Below are 19,258 nucleotides of genomic sequence, written 5' to 3' on the forward strand. Positions count from 1 at the left end.
TTAGTTGCTTAATTACTGCTTATTAATTACTTTTAAATTATGTGTATTTTGTTTTGGCATCGTTGCGATTTACGGGTTGAGGATAATTTGGGATTGAGTGCTGCACGAGAATCTAGTGCTAAGATCATTGGCGTTTTTTGTCTCGATCCCAATATTCTCAAACGAGATGATATTGCTCCTGCAAGAGTAGCTTATATGCTAGGTTGCTTACAGGAATTACAAATAAGTTATCAACAACTTGGTAGTCAACTTCTTATCCTTTATGATGAACCAGATCGCGCAATTCCTAAACTCGCTTCAGCGTTAAATTGTCAACAAATATTTTGGACTTTAGATATTGAACCTTATGCAAGAGAACGCGATCGCCGACTGCAACAAATTTTAGAAGATCGAAGTATAGAAGTTAAAACTTATTGGGATAAATTATTACACGAACCAGGTACAATTCAAACAGGAGCAGAGAAGCCTTATACGGTTTATACACCATTTTGGAAGAATTGGCTTAAACAGAAAAAATACGAACCTTGTCAGCCCTTAGAACGGTTATTGGGATTAACTGAAGCGGAAGAAATAGCAGCCCGAGCAGCAGGCGCGATCGCCTTACCCACAGCGCAAGATTTAGGTTATCCTTGGGAAAATGGATTTATTTTAGAACCTGGAGAAAAAGCAGCTAAAGAGAGGTTAGAAGAATTTTGTAATTCTGTTTTATACGAATATCAAGAACAGCGAAATTTTCCCGCTATCGATGGTACATCGCGACTGAGTGCAGCCTTAAAATTTGGCGCGATCGGTATTCGTACAATTTGGCAAACTGCACAAATTGCTTATGAAAATTGTCGCAGTGATGAAGCACGAAAAAATGTACAAACCTGGCAACAAGAGTTAGCTTGGCGCGAGTTTTATCACCATGCTTTATACTTTTTTCCCGAACTTGCAGAAGGGGCATATCGCGAGACATTTAAACATTTTCCTTGGGAAAATAACGAGGAATATTTTCAGGCATGGTGCGAAGGAAAAACAGGTTATCCTATCGTTGATGCGGCTATGCGCCAACTCAATGAAACTGGATGGATGCACAACCGATGTCGCATGATTGTTGCCAATTTTTTAACCAAAGATTTGATTATAGATTGGCGTTGGGGAGAGAAGTATTTTATGCAAAAGTTGTGCGATGGAGACTTAGCTGCTAATAATGGAGGATGGCAATGGAGTGCTTCTAGTGGGATGGATCCAAAGCCATTACGCATTTTTAATCCTGCCAGTCAGTCTAAGAAATTTGATTCAGAAGGAGAATATATTCGTCAATGGGTGAATGAATTACGTTCTTTCGATCCGGAGTATTTAGTAACAGGAAAAATTCCCTCTTTAGAGTTACAGTATTGCGGTTATCCTGCTCCAATTGTCGATCATAATCAACAGCAACGTAAATTTAAAGCGCTTTATAAATACATTAAAGAAGAGAATGGAAAAGTATGAAGTATGAAGAAATGTAACAATCAACCTCAAAAATTCCAAATTCTTTCTTAGAGAATTTAAGCCAATCTTTTCAGAGAAAACTAATCGGCAATTTGATGGTGAGATGTTTTTCAATGATTCTTAGGGTATTCTAGGAATTAACTTAAAGTTCAATGTTTCATGAGCGATCGCGATTACGAAATTCTCGAACTCAAACCCGGTGCATCTCCAGATGAAATTAAACAGGCTTATCACAAGCTGGCAAAAATTTGGCATCCCGATCGCTTTGTCGATGCACCAGAATATCAACAGGAAGCTGAAGAAAAATTCAAACAAATTAATGAAGCCTACGAACACTTAAAAACAGGCCAAGTTAATGTTAAACAATCTCCTTCTGAAGATAATATTCCCGATACACCTCAATCTCCTTCTGAAGATAATATTCCCGATACACCTCAATCTCCTTCTGAAGATAATATTCCCGATACACCTCAATCTCCTTCAAGAAAACCAATTTGGCAGCGTACTAATATTATTAAAAAACATAACGGAAAAGTCAATGCGATCGCGATCGATCCCAAAGGGAAATTTTTTGCCAGTTGTAGCAGCGATCGCACCATTAAACTCTGGACAATGCGATCGAATCAACTCATTAAAACCTTGAAAGGTCATTCTGGAGAAGTTAACGATCTTGCTATTAGTCCAGATGGTAAAATTCTGGCTAGTTGTAGTAGCGATCGCACCATTAAACTCTGGAATCTCAAGAAAGGGAATGTCCTTCGTACTTTAGGAGGAATGTTTTCTGGTCATTCCGATGTTGTTTCCTGTATTACCTTTAGTCGCGATGGAACTATAATTGCAAGTGGGAGTTGGGATAAAACTGTTAAACTTTGGGATAGTAATACAGGCAAAGAAATCAATACACTGAAAGGATATGGCCAGAAAATTTATACCCTTGCTTTAAATCCAGATGGCAAAACTTTTGCGAGTGGTGGACTTGAATCTAATGTGCGTTTGCGACAGATTCAAACTGGAAAATTAATGCGATCGCTAAAGATGAATTCTGCCATTTTAACAGTAGTTTTTAGTCCCGATGGCAAACTTATGGCAACAGGAGGATACGATTGTACAATAGGAATTTGGATCCTAGATACACAGGAAGTTCCTTTGATTTTACTCGGTCATGGCGATCGCATTTCTTCCCTCGCTTTTAGTCCCGATGGGGAAATTCTAGCCAGTGGTAGTTGGAATGGCATTATTATTCTTTGGCAAGTTAAAACAGGTCAAAAAATTGTCGAACTTAAAGATAATTCTGCCGATATTTTATCTCTTGCTTTCCATCCTACAGGCAAAATTCTCGTTAGCAGTAGCGCCGATAAAAGCATCCAGATTTGGCAAAATCTGAAAAAGATCGCACTTCAGTAATTTAATGCTTTTGCTTTGATTTCCTCAAAACTTATTTCCTAAAAAAGAGACTCAAATTCTTGGCGCAAGCGATCAACATTTGCAACCCTACCGATAATCAAATTATCCCCTTTGATGTGATCGAGTTCGAGTTTCCACTGTTGAATTTTGTCTTCATGTTTGAGCCAAAAATTAACGATCTCCCTGACGACATTATCCCAGTCCCAATCTGGTTTTTGGCAAACCATTTCTGTAGAATCGATAAAACTATCTAGGGTGCAATTATAGCTACCCAAATAGGCTTTACTCCGATGAGGAGTTCGTTCGACTTGCTGTTGATGCTGAAAAAACTGAATGATGGGACTAACACCAATAATATCAAATGAATAAGACATAGCCTAGACTTAATTAACTCATGGTTGACTTTCCCTCATTCTAAATTCTTATTTTATTTTGTGGGTATAAAATGTAACATTTTTTGATGTTTTAGCCTTCTTTTTTATTAGCACTCTAGCCTTAAGACTGCTAACATCTCTATCTGTTCTCAAAAGAAAAATTCCGGATTTAATTAGCACTCAAAAACCGAGAGTGCCAAGGTAAACGCATCTAAATTTAGTAGAAATTAGAGTGCATCTTAATGGTTGACAAGGGTTGGAGATGCAGGGTAAGGGCATCTAAATCATTCGGTATTCCTCATCTCCCGTCTTTAAGAAGTCGCGATACAATAAACGTATTGGTTATCAAACATTATTTTTTAGAACTGGCTATGGCAAACTCAAGCAATTTCATTGATGCAATGCGGAAAGCTGGCAAGCAAGACCTTGTTGGCCCTAATGTCGTTGCTAATGCCCTGCCTTATGTTGGTGGTGGCTTGATTCTCACGGCGATCGGTACTTATGGCGGTTTAGGGGTTCTCAACACCAATCCTGCTACATTTCTCACGACTTTTTGGCTAGCAATTATTGTCGAATTCGCTCTTTTCTTTGTCGTGCGCGGTATTGCTGAAAAGGAAAATAATAATTTTGCTTTACCCCTGTTGAGCGTCTATAGCCTGTTATCTGGTTATACCCTCAGTGGACTGGTCTGGATTGCCCTAAGTTCGTCGTCAGGAATTCAAGGTGTTTGCATCGCCGCTTTTGGGTGCGGTGTCACCTTTATTGCAGCGCGAAGTATTGGCTCTAATCTTTCCGATACCGACGGTATGGCACTGATGAAAACCGTGCGGATTGGTATGATTGCCCTCATTGTTGTCTTAGTGGCACAACTCGGCCTCTCTTTATTTGGATTCGGTACACCGACCTTTTTAGAAGTAGCAATTTCGGCTGCTGGGGTGTTTATTTTTGCGGGTGCTGCGGTTGTTGATTTCTACGTTCTTCCTCGCGCTTATCGGGACGAACAGTATCTCTCAGCAGCTTTATCGATGTATTTAACCTACATCAATTTGTTTATTTTTCTGTTACGTCTCATCATCATTTTAAGTGGTGGCAGTCGCGACTAGATTTAGGCGGTTAGATCGGTTATAAAACAAGTTCGGGGAGGTTTTGCGATCGCAAAACCTCCCTAATTTTTTAGTTATTTTTTTAAGCAATGTTATAGCTATTTTTATTGCTTCTCTAGTTCTTTCACTCGCGCTTCTAATTCTAGAATACGTGCTTGCAAAGGAGCAATTATTTCTGTAACTTCGGTTTCTGAATATTTATGGGGAATGTGTTGCGGACAATTCCAATCCCATGCTTCAACTTGAATCAAAAATCCTCTTTTGACTTCGGCATTATATTCTGGTATTGCTAATTTGTTGATGGTTTCTGGATCATCAAAAATAACTTTAGCACGTCCCCAGATTTTTAAGCGGCGACGATTGGCATAGTCCATCAAAAACAGAAAAATGCGATCGTCAACGGATAAATTACCGATGGTAAGATACTGGCAATTTCCACTAAAATCGGCAAATCCCAAGGTCTTTTCATCGAGGACTTTGAGAAATCCAACGGGACCACCTCGAAACTGAATATACGGCCAACCATTTTCATTTCTCGTCCCAAGATAAAAACTATCTCTCGCTTGAATAAATGTTTCGAGTTTGGGGATAATTGTGTTATTTTCTGGGTCGCTTTCCTCCATACGAGCATACATTTCTCGAGAACCATAACGATCTTGAAATGCTTTTACAGCAGGAGTGAAGGCAATTTGAGTAAATTTACGAGGCATGATTTTAAAGGGATTATCAGTTATAAAAAGGCAGAGAAAACAGAGATTATCCATTATCTCTGCCAATAAACTCGAATTAAGCAGGTTGCAATTGAGGCGCATCAATCCCGATTGTACCCACAAAACCAGGTAACTTTTTAACTCGTTCGATCCAGGCGATAATATGAGGATACTCTTCTAAAGATATCTTGCCATCAGCCGCTAAAGCAATATAGGGAAATACGGCAATATCGGCAACTGTAGGACGTTCAAATTCTAGCCACGATCGCGTTTCTAAATACTTGTTTAATAACGTTAGAATATATTTCGCCTTCTCTGTTGCGCGATCGATATTAATGCTTTTTACGCCAAATAAGTGGTATAGACGGGCATTTTCCGGTCCCTGACGCACTTCTCCGGCTGTAGTAGACAGCCAACGGACAATCTGACTCGAGGCGATCGCATCGCTAGGAAACCAATCTTCCCCCCCATAACGTCGCGCTAAATAAGTGAGAATTGCTTGTGCGTCTTGAATAACCGTTTCGCCATCCACAAGCACAGGGACTTGTCCAAAAGGATTAATGGTAAGGAATGCAGGTTTTTTATGCTCTCCACTCATCAGATCGACCCGAATGACCTCATGTTCTAATCCTAATACAGAGAGCATCAAGCGGACTTTGTAGCTATTCCCGGAAAGTTCGTGGCTGTAGAGTTTCAACATGGGACTATTTCCAAAAAATAATTGAGCTTTTTTTGTACCGAACGTTCGGTACAGTTTTAATTTACCGAACGTTCGGTACAATGTCAATAGGTCAAAGAAGAAATTTCCATCCAAATCATGCAAACTTCCAGAGATGAGGCGATTCGGAAACTAATTAAGGTTTTTCGCACCTATGGTTATGAGGGAACTACCCTCTCGCTAATCTCCAAAATGACAGGGTTGGGAAAAGCTAGTCTATATCACCATTTTCCCAAAGGTAAACAAGAAATGGCAGAGGCTGTGCTAGTTCATTTATATCAAATGTTTGGCGAAATTGTTCTCAAACCTTTACAAGAAGATACTCTTCCCCGCGATCGCTTGAGAGGAATGTGCGAGGGATTAAACCAGTTTTACGATCGCGGACAAGCTGCTTGTTTAATTGCTGTATTTTCCTTGGGAGGGGAGGAGAGTATGTTTCGCGAACCCGTTAAACGTGCGTTACAGGAGTGGGTTGAGTGTTTAGAGAAAATCCTTTTAGAAGCCGGCTGCGATCGCGCTAAACAGCGAGCAGAAGAAGCAGTAATGCAAGTACAAGGAGGGTTAATTGTGACGCAAGTTTTGGGAGATACACTCCCTTTTGAAAAGATGCTTGCAGAATTACCAGAAAAACTACTGGAAGGAAGCCAAAAAGACTCGATTATGGTTTCTTAAGGGCAATAATACGCAGACGACGATAATCAGCAAGCCAGGTATTATCTCGATATAATTGCGGGCGAGTTTCTTGCTCGATCGCGCTCAAAATATCTAAAATTTTCTCTTCTGGAATATCTTTAAAAAAAGGATTGGCAAACATTCTCAACCAATTTTGCAAACCTGTTTCTGTATCTTTTAAAGAAGTTGGGCGATCGAATAACATGGCCAAACGAACTTCAAATCCTTGTTTTTCTAGTAATCCTGTATATTCGCCAATACTGGGAAAATACCAAGGATTGAGAGTAATATTATCAGTATATTCTGTCTTTTCTAAAGCGAGGTCGATCGCTTTCACAATCGTTTCTATATTCCCTTTTCCGCCAAATTCTGCCACAAATCGCCCTTGTGGTTTCAGCGATCGCCAAATTCCTGTAACGACTGCTTCTGCATTTTTCATCCAGTGTAAAGCCGCATTAGAAAAAACCGCATCAAATTGCTCGTTAAAGGGCAATTTTTCCCCATCTATGACTTTAAAATTAAGTTTCGGATAGTTTTTCTCTGCTTCTGTAATCATACTTTGTGCGCTGTCAATCCCTAAAACTTCTGCTCCTGTTTCCGCGATCGCCTCAGTTAAATATCCCGTCCCACAACCGAGATCGAGAATAATTTCACCCTTTTTTGGAGCTAATAATTCTACAACATCCGTGCCGTATTGAGCCACAAAATCATGTTCTTGATCGTATAAATTTGCGTCCCAAGCATTCTTTCTTTGTTTCTTCATGGTTTTAATAATTGAGTGCAAGAGTGAGAGTTAATGCGATCGCAATATCGATTTCTCCATAATTGCAAATAATTGCCAACCTAAAAGCACTACCAAATGTCAAAAAGTAAGGTAAAGTAAATAGGATTATATCTGTTTTTGTTCTGAGTTCGCGCAATTCCAACAAAAATTCATCTTATCGCTTTCATACCTTATCTTAATTTTCACCGGAATCATGTTTGATGCCATCATTATCGGGATCTTCGTCATTGCTGTCGCTGGAGTCGGTTACGAAGCGATCGATCTACTTCCTCCCGAAGTCCTCGTACAAGTCACCAATATCGAAGCCGTTCGCTTTATTATTGCTGGTTTTGGTGCGATCGTGGGTTTGGCTCTGGGTTTAACGGCTCAAACCACCTATCACCGCGTCGAGGCTCGAGTGCGTCGCCAACCCGTAGAGGTTATTCTAACCAGAGCCGTCGGTTTATTGTTGGGTTTATTGTTGGCAAATCTCATTCTTGCTCCTATTTTCTTTTTTCCCATACCACAAGGATTTAGTTTTGTCAAGCCAACTTTTGCAATATTAGCAAGTGTTATGTTTTCTTTCTTGGGAGTAAGTTTAGCTGATACTCACGGACGCACATTTTTACGATTAATTAATCCCGATAGTATTGAGAGTCTATTGGTTGCAGAAGGTACTCTCAAACCTGCTTCTAGTAAAGTTTTAGATACCAGTTGTATCATTGACGGACGTATTGAAGAACTATTAAAAACTGGATTTATTGAAGGACAGATTATTATTCCTCAATTTGTTTTACAAGAATTACAACTTCTAGCAGATTCTTCCAACGATCGCAAGAGAACTCGAGGACGAAGGGGATTAGATATTTTGAACCAAATGCAAGGAAGATATCCCGATCGCATTGTCGTCAACTCGGAAGATTACGAAGATATCAATACGGTAGATGCAAAATTGGTACGCTTTGCCTTAGAATTGAATGGCATTCTGTTAACCAATGATTATAATTTGAGCAAAGTTGCCAATCTACAAAAGGTTCCGGTTTTAAACGTTAACGATCTCGCGCGATCGCTGCGTCCCATTTATTTACCAGGGGATACTTTAGAAATTAAAGTCATTAGACCAGGAAAAGAACCCGATCAAGGAGTTGGCTATCTCGAAGATGGTACAATGGTTGTTGTAGAAGAAAGCCACAAACACATCGGGAGTGAAATTCGTGCGGTAGTCACCTCTGCATTGCAAACTTCCGCAGGTCGCATGATTTTTGCAAAACTGGAAGACTGGGAAAAAGGAAACGGAGAAAAGAAGGTCAGTAGCAAGAAAAATTTAACAACCAATTCCTAGTTTGCATAAATAATCAACATGAATTGGCGATCGCTTGCATTGAGATATCGGATATCCGCATTCCTAATGGGGGAAATTGCTACGCCATAATAGACAAAAATCATCCACAATAAGTTACAAGTAACCCCACATTTACAATTAGAGACAATTATGACAACTGTACTCGAACAAGGCAATATTACAATCCATACAGAGAATATTTTTCCCATTATCAAGAAATCTCTCTACACCGATCACGAGATTTTCTTGCGGGAATTAATCTCGAATAGCGTGGATGCGATCTCAAAACTAAAGATGGTATCCTACGCAGGGGAAATTGATGGAGAATTACCAGAACCGCAAATCGAGATTAAAATTGACAAAGAGAAGCAAACTCTCTCTGTTTCTGATAATGGCATCGGTTTGACCGCAGAGGAAGTCAAGAAGTATATTAACCAGGTTGCTTTCTCAAGTGCTGAAGAGTTTGTTGAGAAATATCAAAAAGACCCCAATCAACAAATTATCGGTCATTTTGGTTTGGGTTTTTACTCTACTTTTATGGTGGCCAAACAGGTAGAAATTGACACTCTCTCTCATCGTTCCAGTTCTCAAGCAGTACATTGGTCTTGTGATGGTTCTCCTGCGTTTGAGTTAACAGATTCCTCCCGTACAGAACCGGGAACAACGATTACTCTGACCATGATGGAAGAGGAAACAGAGTATCTCGAAGAAGAACGGATCAAGCAGTTAGTTAAAACTTACTGTGACTTTATGCCTGTTACGATTAAGTTAGGTGAAGAACAGGTTAATCAACAAAAGGCACCTTGGAAAGAATCGGCACAAAATTTGAGCGATGAGGATTATTTGGAATTCTATCGCTATCTCTACCCTTTCCAAGAAGATCCTTTGCTTTGGGTTCATCTCAATACCGACTATCCTTTTGTTCTCAATGGTATTCTCTATTTCCCTCCCATTAAACCGGATGTAGACGTTAATAAAGGACAAATTAAACTCTACTGCAATCAGGTTTTTGTTAGCGATCGCTGCGATGAAATTATCCCAGAATTCTTGCGACCTTTACGCGGGGTAATTGATAGTACGGATATTCCTCTCAATGTTTCTCGCAGTGCTTTAACGAATAATCGCACAGTGCGTCGCATTACCGATTTTATCTCTAAAAAGATTGGCGATCGCCTCAAAGCGATGTATGGAGAAAACCGCAGTGAGTACGTTCGTTGTTGGGAAGATGTGGGAACATTTGTCAAGTTTGGTTCTCTCAAGGATGAAAAGTTCAAGAAACAAGTTGAGGATATTATTATCTTCAAAAGTACCTTAGAAGACAAGAAAAGCGAAGAAACCCCTAAAGTAGAGGTACAAACAGAAGAGGGAGATGCTTGGCAAGATGCAGACCCAAGCTCGAGTAACGATGGTTATACCACATTAAAGGATTACTTGGAACGGAACAAGGAAAAAAACGAAAATCGCGTCTTTTACTGCACCGATACGGGTTCCCAAGCGACTTATGTGGAACTGTACAAAAATCAAGGTTTAGAAGTCCTGTTTATGGACTCTTTCATTGATACTAATTATTTTATTCCTTTCCTCGAACGAGAATACACTGATGTTAAATTCTTGCGGGTTGATTCAGATTTAGATCAAACTTTAATTGAGGAGGAAAAATCAGAAATTGTCGATCCGAAGACCAATAAAACTCGCAGTGAGTTGGTGAAAGAACTGTTTGAGAAAGCGCTTAATAACAAAAGCATTACCATTCAGACAAAATCTCTTAAATCTGACGATCTCCAAGGTACTCCTCCCGCAATGGTGATTGTACCGGAAGAGATGCGACGCATTCAAGAAATGACGGCATTATTGCAACAAAAGTCGGTTGATTTTCCCGATATGCACACTTTATTGGTGAATGTTGCTCACCCAATGGTACAAAATTTGGTGAATCTTTCTCAAGGTGCGATCGTCGAGGGTGAAGGTATCTCGAAAACGGGAGAATTGGTCAATCAAATGTGTCAACATATTTACGATCTGGCTTTGATTTCTCAAAAGCCTTTTGATGCGAATAATATGAAGGCATTTATTGAGCGATCGAATACACTCTTAACTCAAGTGACAGAGCGATTGTAAGATTTGAAAGTTGAGTTTTATAGAACAAATGGGGTGCAACAACTGCACCCTTTTTTATAGGGTTTTACTGCACAACAGTAAAAAGAATTTGTTATGTTGGTAATGCAGACTAGCGATCGTAACAACTAATAAACTCTCTAAAAACCCACCCCCAGATTCTATATTCTCCTTGATAATAGCCTCCAATTTTTGCCCAAGGCCGGTTTTTGCGATCGTAGGCAATTTCAATGATATAGACTTCTCGGCCATTCCGCAGGGCATTGACGACACGACCATTAGGACTATCTCGTACATTTAAAGGTGTACCTGTCGGATCGGTCACTTCACAAACATTTTCAGCTTTAGCGGGTAAGCTCATCCCCATAGCTAACAAAGCAGCCACAGAAAATGAGAGAATTGTATTGAGTTTCATATTGCTTCCACACTTTAAAAAATCACAGAATACGCATTCTCGCATTTTAGTGCTAATTTTTCGATCATCACAGAATACAGAAATATTTCTTAATATTAAAGTATTCTTAAATAATAACGATCGCGCTAATCCAACAAAATTGTAGAATAGAGAAGCCAACAGAAAAATCAGAACAAAAGTATTTGAAAAATTGCGATCGCCATGATACCCGAAATCTTAAAAAATCGTTATCGAACCTTACACCCTCTAAGCAGTGGGGGATTTGGGGAAACTTTCCTTGCAGAAGATCTGGATTCTCCGACCAAGCGTCGTTGTGTCATTAAGCAACTGAAACCCGTTACCGACGATTCTCAAGCGTATGAAATGATAAAAGAGAGATTTCAACGAGAAGCGATAATTTTGGAAGATTTAGGAGAAGGACAATCTCAAATCCCCTCTCTTTATGCGTATTTTGAATTAGAAGAAAGGTTTTATTTAGTGCAAGAATATATTCAGGGAGAAATGCTAAATCAACAATTGCAACAACAAGGAATTTTTAGCGAAAGTCACGTTCGCGATTTACTGATTAACTTATTGCCTACTTTGAATTATATTCACGATCGCGGTATCATTCATCGCGACATTAAACCCAATAATATTATTGTTAGAAGTGCCGATCGCAAACCCGTTTTGATTGATTTTGGGGCAGTTCGGGAAACAATGGGAACGGTAGTAACACCATCGGGAACTCCCACCAGTTCAATTGTTATTGGAACACCCGGATTTATGCCTTCAGAACAAGGAATAGGCAGACCTGTTTTTTCCAGCGATCTTTATTCCTTGGGACTAACGGCAATTTATTTGTTAACTGGAAAAATTCCCCAAGAGTTGGCCACCGATCCGCGAACGGGAGAAATTGTTTGGCGAGAATTTGCTGTAAATGTCAGTCCGAGTTTAGGAAATATCTTAGATAAAGCAATAAAATCTCATGTTCGCGATCGCTTTTCTGCTGCTAGAGAAATGTTAGAATCCTTACAGTCAAAAACAGTTCCTATTGCTCCCACTGTAACCTCTATTCCTTCCGTTCAGTCTTCCTCTCAAACTGTTGTTACAACTCCAACAAAAAGCGATCGAGAGAGGAATAATGCCACGCCGATTTTATTAGGAAGTTTAATGATCGGTGGATTAGCTTGCGCTGGTATTGTGTTGGGATTTGTTTTAACTCGTTCTCCACAGCCAGAATCTTCTCAATCTCAAGTTAGCGAAGAAAAGGAAATTGTTGCTTCTCCGTCAGACCCTTCCCCAGTTCAAGAAGAAACAATTACTACACCATCAAATCAGTTAAATAGTACACCAATTGTTGTCCCTGAACCTGTTGCTCCTGAACCTGTTTTTTCACCTCCTACTACGACAAATGTTCCTCCCCAACCTTCAGGTTTTTATATTATCCAAGATTCTGCTTACGCTACCATTAACGATGCTCAAAATCAAGTGCAGAATTTAAAGACTTCAGGGTATAACGGTGCAAATCATTTGTGGATACCCGATTATCCAAATTTGTCTGGCAAATCTTTTTATTCGGTTTATCCCGCTTCTTTTTCCAATCGAAGCGACTGTGCTAATTTTTTGCAACAATATAGCCGGAGAAATCCCAATTCTTATTGCGTTTATGCCAGCAAAAATCCTGCTGATTCTGCCGATCGTTTTTATCCCTAAGTCAAAAAAAATAAATAACTTAAGAGGTCAGAATTTGTAGGAGAATGCGAAGGAGAGTTTCGATATCTTCGGGAACTCGGTAGCTTTCTAGACCACGCTGGATCTGTTTTTTCTCGCGATCGAGTCTGCCGAATTCCCAGATTGTCCCCGTCGTCACTGCACCAAACAAAATACTCCCCTCGCTGCGATCCCAGCGATCGAGGGCAATAAGTTCTACTGCAAGTTGTGTGAAGCCGTTGATTAAATTTTCTCGTTTGGCCTCGATAACGAGTAGATTTATCTGGGTCGTCAGTAGATAATCAAGAATACCTTGCAACTGTTCGGATACCTTCAGGGGGTATTCTATTCGTAGTTTGGCTCGAGTCTGACGTACTAATTCTACAACAACGGGAGCGATGAGGATTTCCCGCCGAGCTAATTCTGTTGTCAGGTTGACCAACGGTAAGACATCTTCGATGCGATCGCGCAGGTCTTGCAGTCGTTTGAGTTCTCCGCTATATTGTGGCAAAGCGAGTTTTTCTTGTGAGAATGAATACCCAAAATCTGCGAGGATTTCATCGACTTCCGCGTTCAATTCAAAGATTTTGCTGAAGGTGTATTCGCGATTAAAATCGAGAACGTTCATGGGTTTTAATAATTAAGTTGCTCTAAACACTCTTGCAATCGATGCTCTAGAATACTATAGAATCCTCGTCTTTTTAAAGCAGGGAGATGTTAAAATAATAGAGAATGAGGTGCAGTTATTGCAACTTTTTTCGCGATTTTTCATAATCTCCCAACCATTCTGTTTTTGGATTCAAGGAAAATATTAACATTTTTATACGAGCAACTATTACGCTTCTTTTTAACAATGCTCTTTTTTGTTCTTTTCTTATCTGATGCTGGCCTTCCAAGTGATATTCAATTGTTAAATTTTCTACCAGATCGATTTTTAAATCTGACATAACTTGCTTTCTCCATTGTAATAAAGATTGGAAAAGAAAGGAAGGAGAAGAATTTTCAATACTAATAACATATTTAATTAAATGTCTCGGTGTAAGGGCTAATACATAACTAGCAGAACTGGGTTTATGTGTTATGATGCTTAATAACCAATTTTGTGTTAAATGACTATCAATAGTGTAAAATACAGGCTTATTTTTTAATTGAACAATTTCAGCAAAACAGTATTGTTGCGGATGAACGAGAAATCTTGAAAATGCTTGATTGGACGACCAAGAATAATCCATCAGTTGCATAAACCCCAATCTTTCTAAATCGATTGTATAGCTATCCATTTGCTCTCGATCTAAGAAATTGCAAGATTCGGGATTAGTGGGAATAAACTTGAGAGAAGGGAAGGCAAGAAAATCTAAAAATCTAAAAAGAATTTCAAACAACAAGATGATAAATAAAAGCGGTTCGATTAGAGATGAAGGAAGTGCGGTTACATTACTCAGCATTCCAACAAGCGATGGTACAATTAGGGAAAAAGTTAAACCGAAGATGATGCCACCGACAATCCCATAAATAACCAAAGAGATAACCCGTTTCATAAATTCTGTTTGTTTTAGGACAACGCAATTATAACTGTATCGATAAAAAACTACAAGGCTAGAGAAATGCGATCGTTGCGCTAATCCTGCGATGTAGAATAGAGAGGAGATGCGATCGCCTTACTCATTGTTCATTCAATATCTCTCGAATTCTCTGACGAAACAAACGAACTGCCGATCTCTGTCCAAGGCGATCGCTTTGTTCGATAAAATCAGGAATTTCTGCAATCGGTAAAAAAGGAAAAGCCAAACTTTCCTCCTGTTGTTGATAACTATTAGCAATTAAATGATAAACAAACAAAGTTCGTTGACTGTAGCGCCATAATTCAGGAATTCCCAAAGCAGCATAAATAGATTGTTTGTTAATTGATGAATGGGTATAATCTGATTCGATCGCTAAATCTGGAGGAGGATCGCGATCGAGATTAATTGTTCTTCCTCTGACTCTCGACTCATTTTGAATGTAAAAACAGGTATCTGGTTCGATAAAACTTCGTAAATCTTCTCGTTTTAAACTCCATGAACCCAACTGCATCACTTCTATCTCTAACTCATCTGCAATTCCTTCAATGAAACTTCCAAGGAGGATTTTGGGTTTTTCATGTTCTTGCAACGGCATTCTAAACTCTAAGACTTCTTCATTATAAGTTATTCGACAAGCCCGATCTTCGCCAATTTCTGCTAAAAGGGTTTTAAAAGTTTGCCATGTTACTCCCGATAAGGTTAAATGAGCATCTTTTTCTTTGGGTTGAGGGACTACAATCATATTTAATTTTCCTCCCTATCTCTTTAGTAGTTTTAAACTAACGTAGATTATAGTTTGTTCTGGTGGAATTTGCTGCATTTGGGTTAAATAATTTCATGTTGCCTCAGCATCTTGATATAATCGAGATTTACTGGGAAAATCTCCCTCACTCAAACCAAAGCCGCGATAATCAATTAAAACTAAAATAGGCGATCGCCAGAGAACCACCATAGATTTTGAGAATTCGCTTCACACCCATCGTTAAAACTTGTTTTTGCTGTTAATGATTCAAAAGACTGCACTCACTCTTACTAATCTTACCTTTACTTATCCCGATCGCCCTGCGATCTGGCAAGATTTAAACCTCCAAATTCAACTAGGAGAAAGAGTCGGGGCGATCGGTCCCAATGGTGCCGGAAAAACCACTTTATTCTTATCCATTTGCGGTATTTTAGCCCCTCAAAACGGACAAATTGACTTATTTGGTCAATCTGTTAAAGCCAAAGAATTTCGCCCAGAAATTGGCTTTGTTTTTCAAAACCCAGACGATCAGCTTTTTTGTGCTTCCGTGTGGGATGATGTGGCCTTTGGGGTAGAAAATATGGGTTTATCTCCCTCAGAAATTAAAATGCGCGTCCAAGAAGCATTGAACTTGACAGGAACTTTCCCACTCCGCGATCGCATTCCTCACGAACTATCAGGAGGGGAAAAATGTATGGTTGCGATCGCTTCCATCCTTGCGATGCGTCCCCAATTCATCCTCTATGATGAACCTAGCGCTAACCTCGATTTAAGCGCCCGCCGTCGTCTGATAAAATTTATTCAGCAGTCTCGAGAAACTATCTTAATTTCTTCCCACGATCTCGAATTACTCCTTGAGGTTTGCGATCGCATTTTCCTGCTCAATCAAGGTACAATTCTCGCAGATGGCAAACCCAAAGATATTTTAAGCGATCGCACTCTCATGGAAGCAAATGGGCTAGAAGTACCTTACTCTTTAATAGTAGGTTAAACCAACATCAATCAATGTTTAACTAAAACGAGAACAGCAATAGCAAGAACAAAATAACCAAAACCTTTTTGTAAGTGTTTACTATCGATATTTTTGGTTAAATAGGCACCGGCGATCGTACCAAAACTAGCAGCAACAGTAAAAGATAACATCAATGTCCAATCTAGAACGGTTTGATCGATATATCCCCAAAAACCCGTCACAGATTTCAACGCAATGACAAGCAAAGATGTACCGATCGCCTCCTTCATGGGAATTCCTCCCAAGAGAACTAATGCAGGAATAACGGCAAATCCTCCCCCCACACCAACAAATCCAGTTAATACTCCTACTCCTAATCCTTCAAGAGGAATAGCTAACCATTTTGGCAATCCATAATGGGATTTTGGGGGCTGTTTTTGGCTATCTTCTTTGGGGGTTTTTCGACTCTGACTAATCATCAGAACACTTGCTATAATCATTACGACTCCAAAACAAACTAATTGGATAGTTTCTGTAATGAAAGGTAATGCCGCAAGACGAGCGCCAGAATAAGCTCCAAGCATGGCAGCAGGAGCAAATAAAGCAACAATTTTTAAATTAACATTGCCTTGAAACCAATGAGGAATTGCACCAACTAAACTCACTGTTCCCACGATAAATAAACTCATGGCGATCGCTTCTTTGATGCCGACTCCCATCACATAAACTAAAATTGGCACAGCCAGAATTGAGCCACCACCGCCAATTAATCCCAAACTCAATCCAATCCCAACGGCTAAAATATAGCCGAAAATCAGAATAAACATGATATTAACTTTTTTGAAAAGGTGAATTTTAAAGGTGATGTAGATTGGTTTTTAGGACTTACACAACTAGGGAGCGAGACGCTCCCACTACTGTATTCTGTCGTTATAGTAGTGCGGAATATTGCCCGCTAATGCGTAAGTTATATCTACAAAAAACTAGGGTTTCTTAAACTCGTTGATTATAGGGAAGTTTGGCCAGTAACATTGCCATTGCACAGGTATTGCTAACTCCCGCAAAAACCAAGCCAGCCCCAACAAAACCACTGAGAATTAAAAACCAGGGAGATACAAATGCGCCTAAAAGCGTGCCAGTAAAAACTAACGATCCTGCGACAATCTGCACTTGACGCATCATACTAATGGGTGCATTTTTATTGACTTTTAGAGGATAATTGGCTGCTTTCCAAGCATTAATTCCTCCTTTAAGCTCGTAAATTTCTGTCCAGCCTGCGGCGAGTAACTGTTTTGCAGCTTGTTGGGAACGACTTTGACTTCGACAGTATAAAACGAGATTTTTGCCTTGTTCTTGAGGGACTTCACTCGGATCGAAAGTAGATAGAGAAATCCGTTTTGCCCCAGAAATATGTTCTCCAGCATATTCAGAAGGTTCGCGCACGTCAACCAGTGTTACTAGGTCTTGATCTAACCATTGTTGCAGCGTAGAAGGTGCAATTTCTGTAATGTTTGAGGTTGATTCTCGATCGGTTGTCATCATTATTTTAGTTTCCTTGTGTTTGTAGAAAAAATGGTAAAAATCCCAAAAATCAAGTACATTTAGGCAGCAAAATTGCTTTTACCACAGTGTTTATTAGCGGGAACAGCTTCCATCATCTTTTTCGGATTGGCAAGATTTAAGTCTTTCATAAAGGCAATAAAATCATCGCGATCGCGTCCGACAAAACGAGGATTAAACTGCTTTTCTTCTCCGATCGCAGACATGGTTTGCCCGCGATAGTCGTGACCGGGATAGACGAGGGTTTCCTCTGGTAGGGTAAATAGCCGTTGCGTGACGGCATCATAAAGTATTCCGGCATCACCACTTTGAAAATCAGTACGCCCGCACCCTCGAATAAATAAGGCATCTCCGGTTAAAACCCGATCGCCATTGACGAGATAGGCCAAATGGCTGTCAGTATGTCCAAGGGTGGCGATCGCTTCGATCTCAATTGTCCCCAGTTGGAGAATTTCTCCATCTTTTATATGTCGATCTGCACAGGCTACATTGGCATTATCTGGGACGATCCCCTGACACCCAGTAAGTTCTCGCAGTTTTCCGGTTCCGGTGATGTGATCGGCATGAATATGGGTTTCTAAGCCATAGCGTAGAACTAGCCCCAATTCCTCAATCAGTTTGAGATCGCGATCGACCTGTTCCAAGACGGGATCGACAAGAGCCGCATCTCCCGTCCCGCGATCGGCGATGAGATAAGTATAGGTATAGGTTTCCCTGTCAAAGAGTTGACGAAATAGCATTTTTCTCCCTCTTAGTTTGTAGTGGGGTTCTTAATTTCAATATATCACCATATAAGAATATTGGCATCAAAAAAAATGAATCTTTACCTTTCGGGACTGACCCATTGAAACACTAGCGGGCAAGATACCCGCACGATAACGATTCAAGCCACTTGTAATAATCTTTCTAGCTGTTGAATGCCGCGATCGACATAACGGGTCACTGTCATGGGACTGATACCAATTTTTTTAGCGGCTTCCTTACGGGTCAAATTTTTGAGAAAGACCAACTCGAGGGCAGTTTGCGTCTTCTCCTCCAACTGGTCGATCGCATTCATTAATTGCGAGCATTCTTCTCGTTGCTCTCGATGAAAGGTAATACTAACATCAGCTAACGTATCCGCCAAAGTAATATTCGAGTCTACCTGCCGCGTTACCGTGGCATCTAAACTGAGCAATAGGCGATTTTTGACCGCCATTTTGCACTCTCGCCATTCTTGCAGAGATACCCCGAGAGATTGGGCAATTTCGCTATCTTCGGGAATGCGTCCCAGTTCCGTCCGCAATTGTTTGCTAACTTTCTGCGATCGCCCGTGGAGTTCTTGCCAACGACGGGGAATTTTGATAATTGTCCCCTTATCTCGTAAATAATGCAGGATTTCGCCGCGAACGTAAGGCAGTGCAAAAGAACTAAAAGCTCGGCCTTGTTTGGGATCGAAGCGATCGATCGCTCGGATCAACCCTAAATATCCCGTTTGCTCCAAATCTTCATAGGGTTCGTTACACTGACGACAGAGTTGATGAGCCACTTTGCGGACGAGGCCGCTATTTAACTCAATCAATTCATTTCGCAAGTTTAGGGAGCGATCGCGGGAGTAGGCGACCAATAGTTCAATATCGCGAGTTCGCAGGGCAGAATGTGTCATTACTCAATTACAT

20 protein-coding genes are annotated in these 19,258 nt (G+C 40.1%); 8 read left to right on the forward strand and 12 right to left on the reverse strand.

Annotated elements, in window-relative coordinates:
• Positions 1–39: 39 nt before the first annotated feature.
• Positions 40–1,476 carry an FAD-binding domain-containing protein gene (locus JUI58_RS10115; protein WP_204103661.1) on the forward strand — a complete coding sequence of 479 codons (1,437 nt, stop codon included), beginning with the start codon at positions 40–42 and terminating at the stop codon, positions 1,474–1,476.
• Between the two features lie 159 nt (positions 1,477–1,635).
• Positions 1,636–2,880 carry a WD40 repeat domain-containing protein gene (locus JUI58_RS10120; RefSeq protein WP_204103662.1) on the forward strand — a complete coding sequence of 415 codons (1,245 nt, stop codon included), beginning with the start codon at positions 1,636–1,638 and terminating at the stop codon, positions 2,878–2,880.
• A 38-nt stretch (positions 2,881–2,918) separates the two neighbouring features.
• Here JUI58_RS10120 and JUI58_RS10125 read toward each other — a convergent pair whose 3' ends face one another.
• Entirely contained in the window at positions 2,919–3,254 is a 336-nt protein-coding gene (locus JUI58_RS10125; RefSeq protein ID WP_204103663.1) for a hypothetical protein, read from the reverse strand.
• A gap of 371 nt (positions 3,255–3,625) precedes the next feature.
• Between JUI58_RS10125 and JUI58_RS10130 the strand changes: the two genes are divergently transcribed.
• Complete coding sequence (locus JUI58_RS10130; protein WP_204103664.1) at positions 3,626–4,357, forward strand: Bax inhibitor-1 family protein; 732 nt, start codon at positions 3,626–3,628, stop codon at positions 4,355–4,357.
• A gap of 104 nt (positions 4,358–4,461) precedes the next feature.
• Here JUI58_RS10130 and JUI58_RS10135 read toward each other — a convergent pair whose 3' ends face one another.
• The gene (locus tag JUI58_RS10135; protein ID WP_204103665.1) at positions 4,462–5,067 is read right to left on the reverse strand and encodes a pyridoxamine 5'-phosphate oxidase family protein; all 606 of its coding nucleotides are present in this window, start codon (positions 5,065–5,067) and stop codon (positions 4,462–4,464) included.
• A 76-nt stretch (positions 5,068–5,143) separates the two neighbouring features.
• On the reverse strand, positions 5,144–5,767 hold the full coding sequence (locus JUI58_RS10140; protein WP_204103666.1) for a glutathione S-transferase: 624 nt from the start codon (positions 5,765–5,767) through the stop codon (positions 5,144–5,146).
• 117 nt (positions 5,768–5,884) lie between these two features.
• Here JUI58_RS10140 and JUI58_RS10145 point away from each other — a divergent pair, with 117 nt between their 5' ends.
• Entirely contained in the window at positions 5,885–6,457 is a 573-nt protein-coding gene (locus tag JUI58_RS10145; RefSeq protein WP_204103667.1) for a TetR/AcrR family transcriptional regulator, read from the forward strand.
• On the opposite strand, the gene JUI58_RS10150 is transcribed toward JUI58_RS10145, so the two are convergent.
• The gene (locus JUI58_RS10150; protein ID WP_204103668.1) at positions 6,444–7,220 is read right to left on the reverse strand and encodes a class I SAM-dependent methyltransferase; all 777 of its coding nucleotides are present in this window, start codon (positions 7,218–7,220) and stop codon (positions 6,444–6,446) included. The two genes, JUI58_RS10145 and JUI58_RS10150, sit on opposite strands and share 14 nt — an antisense overlap.
• 214 nt (positions 7,221–7,434) lie before the next feature.
• Here JUI58_RS10150 and JUI58_RS10155 point away from each other — a divergent pair, with 214 nt between their 5' ends.
• Together JUI58_RS10155 and htpG are read left to right on the forward strand one after the other, a co-directional pair.
• Positions 7,435–8,562, forward strand: a complete 1,128-nt coding sequence (locus tag JUI58_RS10155) for a PIN/TRAM domain-containing protein (RefSeq protein WP_204103669.1) — start codon at positions 7,435–7,437, stop codon at positions 8,560–8,562.
• Positions 8,563–8,712: 150 nt separating this feature from the next.
• Complete coding sequence (gene htpG, locus JUI58_RS10160; protein ID WP_204103670.1) at positions 8,713–10,680, forward strand: molecular chaperone HtpG; 1,968 nt, start codon at positions 8,713–8,715, stop codon at positions 10,678–10,680.
• A 109-nt stretch (positions 10,681–10,789) separates the two neighbouring features.
• On the opposite strand, the gene JUI58_RS10165 is transcribed toward htpG, so the two are convergent.
• The gene (locus tag JUI58_RS10165) at positions 10,790–11,092 is read right to left on the reverse strand and encodes a hypothetical protein (RefSeq protein WP_204103671.1); all 303 of its coding nucleotides are present in this window, start codon (positions 11,090–11,092) and stop codon (positions 10,790–10,792) included.
• A 201-nt stretch (positions 11,093–11,293) separates the two neighbouring features.
• On the opposite strand from JUI58_RS10165, the gene JUI58_RS10170 reads away from it, so the two are divergent.
• Complete coding sequence (locus JUI58_RS10170; protein ID WP_204103672.1) at positions 11,294–12,787, forward strand: protein kinase; 1,494 nt, start codon at positions 11,294–11,296, stop codon at positions 12,785–12,787.
• Positions 12,788–12,806: 19 nt separating this feature from the next.
• Here JUI58_RS10170 and JUI58_RS10175 read toward each other — a convergent pair whose 3' ends face one another.
• From JUI58_RS10175 to JUI58_RS10185, 3 genes are all read right to left on the reverse strand, one after another.
• A complete protein-coding gene (locus JUI58_RS10175) occupies positions 12,807–13,412 on the reverse strand; it encodes a hypothetical protein (RefSeq protein ID WP_204103673.1) in 606 nt (201 codons plus the stop codon).
• Positions 13,413–13,527: 115 nt separating this feature from the next.
• Positions 13,528–14,322 (reverse strand): hypothetical protein, encoded by a 795-nt coding sequence (locus JUI58_RS10180; protein WP_204103674.1) that lies wholly within the window; start codon positions 14,320–14,322, stop codon positions 13,528–13,530.
• A gap of 124 nt (positions 14,323–14,446) precedes the next feature.
• The gene (locus JUI58_RS10185) at positions 14,447–15,088 is read right to left on the reverse strand and encodes a Uma2 family endonuclease (RefSeq protein ID WP_204103675.1); all 642 of its coding nucleotides are present in this window, start codon (positions 15,086–15,088) and stop codon (positions 14,447–14,449) included.
• A gap of 262 nt (positions 15,089–15,350) precedes the next feature.
• Between JUI58_RS10185 and JUI58_RS10190 the strand changes: the two genes are divergently transcribed.
• A complete protein-coding gene (locus JUI58_RS10190) occupies positions 15,351–16,079 on the forward strand; it encodes an ABC transporter ATP-binding protein (protein ID WP_204103676.1) in 729 nt (242 codons plus the stop codon).
• A gap of 11 nt (positions 16,080–16,090) precedes the next feature.
• On the opposite strand, the gene JUI58_RS10195 is transcribed toward JUI58_RS10190, so the two are convergent.
• The 4 genes from JUI58_RS10195 to JUI58_RS10210 all read right to left on the reverse strand — a co-directional run bounded on the left by JUI58_RS10195 (position 16,091) and on the right by JUI58_RS10210 (position 19,245).
• Entirely contained in the window at positions 16,091–16,867 is a 777-nt protein-coding gene (locus JUI58_RS10195) for a sulfite exporter TauE/SafE family protein (protein ID WP_204103677.1), read from the reverse strand.
• A gap of 166 nt (positions 16,868–17,033) precedes the next feature.
• Positions 17,034–17,579: a rhodanese-like domain-containing protein gene (locus JUI58_RS10200; RefSeq protein ID WP_204103690.1), complete on the reverse strand. Its 546-nt coding sequence runs from the start codon at positions 17,577–17,579 to the stop codon at positions 17,034–17,036.
• A gap of 62 nt (positions 17,580–17,641) precedes the next feature.
• The gene (locus tag JUI58_RS10205) at positions 17,642–18,340 is read right to left on the reverse strand and encodes an MBL fold metallo-hydrolase (protein WP_204103678.1); all 699 of its coding nucleotides are present in this window, start codon (positions 18,338–18,340) and stop codon (positions 17,642–17,644) included.
• Between the two features lie 143 nt (positions 18,341–18,483).
• On the reverse strand, positions 18,484–19,245 hold the full coding sequence (locus JUI58_RS10210) for a sigma-70 family RNA polymerase sigma factor (protein ID WP_204103679.1): 762 nt from the start codon (positions 19,243–19,245) through the stop codon (positions 18,484–18,486).
• Between the last annotated feature and the right edge of the window lie 13 nt (positions 19,246–19,258).

The sequence above is a fragment of the Spirulina sp. CCY15215 genome (assembly GCF_016888125.1).
Lineage (GTDB): Bacteria > Cyanobacteriota > Cyanobacteriia > Cyanobacteriales > Spirulinaceae > CCY15215.

Excerpts from the sequence above, each read along its gene's own strand:
- JUI58_RS10210 (WP_204103679.1), bottom strand. The coding sequence starts at position 19,245 with ATGACACATTCTGCCCTGCGAACTCGCGATATTGAACTATTGGTCGCC.
- JUI58_RS10205 (WP_204103678.1), bottom strand. The coding sequence starts at position 18,340 with ATGCTATTTCGTCAACTCTTTGACAGGGAAACCTATACCTATACTTAT.
- JUI58_RS10155 (WP_204103669.1), top strand. The coding sequence starts at position 7,435 with ATGTTTGATGCCATCATTATCGGGATCTTCGTCATTGCTGTCGCTGGA.
- JUI58_RS10195 (WP_204103677.1), bottom strand. The coding sequence starts at position 16,867 with ATGTTTATTCTGATTTTCGGCTATATTTTAGCCGTTGGGATTGGATTG.
- JUI58_RS10145 (WP_204103667.1), top strand. The coding sequence starts at position 5,885 with ATGCAAACTTCCAGAGATGAGGCGATTCGGAAACTAATTAAGGTTTTT.
- JUI58_RS10120 (WP_204103662.1), top strand. The coding sequence starts at position 1,636 with ATGAGCGATCGCGATTACGAAATTCTCGAACTCAAACCCGGTGCATCT.
- JUI58_RS10185 (WP_204103675.1), bottom strand. The coding sequence starts at position 15,088 with ATGATTGTAGTCCCTCAACCCAAAGAAAAAGATGCTCATTTAACCTTA.
- JUI58_RS10130 (WP_204103664.1), top strand. The coding sequence starts at position 3,626 with ATGGCAAACTCAAGCAATTTCATTGATGCAATGCGGAAAGCTGGCAAG.
- JUI58_RS10200 (WP_204103690.1), bottom strand. The coding sequence starts at position 17,579 with ATGACAACCGATCGAGAATCAACCTCAAACATTACAGAAATTGCACCT.
- JUI58_RS10170 (WP_204103672.1), top strand. The coding sequence starts at position 11,294 with ATGATACCCGAAATCTTAAAAAATCGTTATCGAACCTTACACCCTCTA.
- JUI58_RS10140 (WP_204103666.1), bottom strand. The coding sequence starts at position 5,767 with ATGTTGAAACTCTACAGCCACGAACTTTCCGGGAATAGCTACAAAGTC.
- JUI58_RS10115 (WP_204103661.1), top strand. The coding sequence starts at position 40 with ATGTGTATTTTGTTTTGGCATCGTTGCGATTTACGGGTTGAGGATAAT.
- htpG (WP_204103670.1), top strand. The coding sequence starts at position 8,713 with ATGACAACTGTACTCGAACAAGGCAATATTACAATCCATACAGAGAAT.
- JUI58_RS10165 (WP_204103671.1), bottom strand. The coding sequence starts at position 11,092 with ATGAAACTCAATACAATTCTCTCATTTTCTGTGGCTGCTTTGTTAGCT.
- JUI58_RS10150 (WP_204103668.1), bottom strand. The coding sequence starts at position 7,220 with ATGAAGAAACAAAGAAAGAATGCTTGGGACGCAAATTTATACGATCAA.
- JUI58_RS10180 (WP_204103674.1), bottom strand. The coding sequence starts at position 14,322 with ATGAAACGGGTTATCTCTTTGGTTATTTATGGGATTGTCGGTGGCATC.
- JUI58_RS10125 (WP_204103663.1), bottom strand. The coding sequence starts at position 3,254 with ATGTCTTATTCATTTGATATTATTGGTGTTAGTCCCATCATTCAGTTT.
- JUI58_RS10190 (WP_204103676.1), top strand. The coding sequence starts at position 15,351 with ATGATTCAAAAGACTGCACTCACTCTTACTAATCTTACCTTTACTTAT.
- JUI58_RS10175 (WP_204103673.1), bottom strand. The coding sequence starts at position 13,412 with ATGAACGTTCTCGATTTTAATCGCGAATACACCTTCAGCAAAATCTTT.
- JUI58_RS10135 (WP_204103665.1), bottom strand. The coding sequence starts at position 5,067 with ATGCCTCGTAAATTTACTCAAATTGCCTTCACTCCTGCTGTAAAAGCA.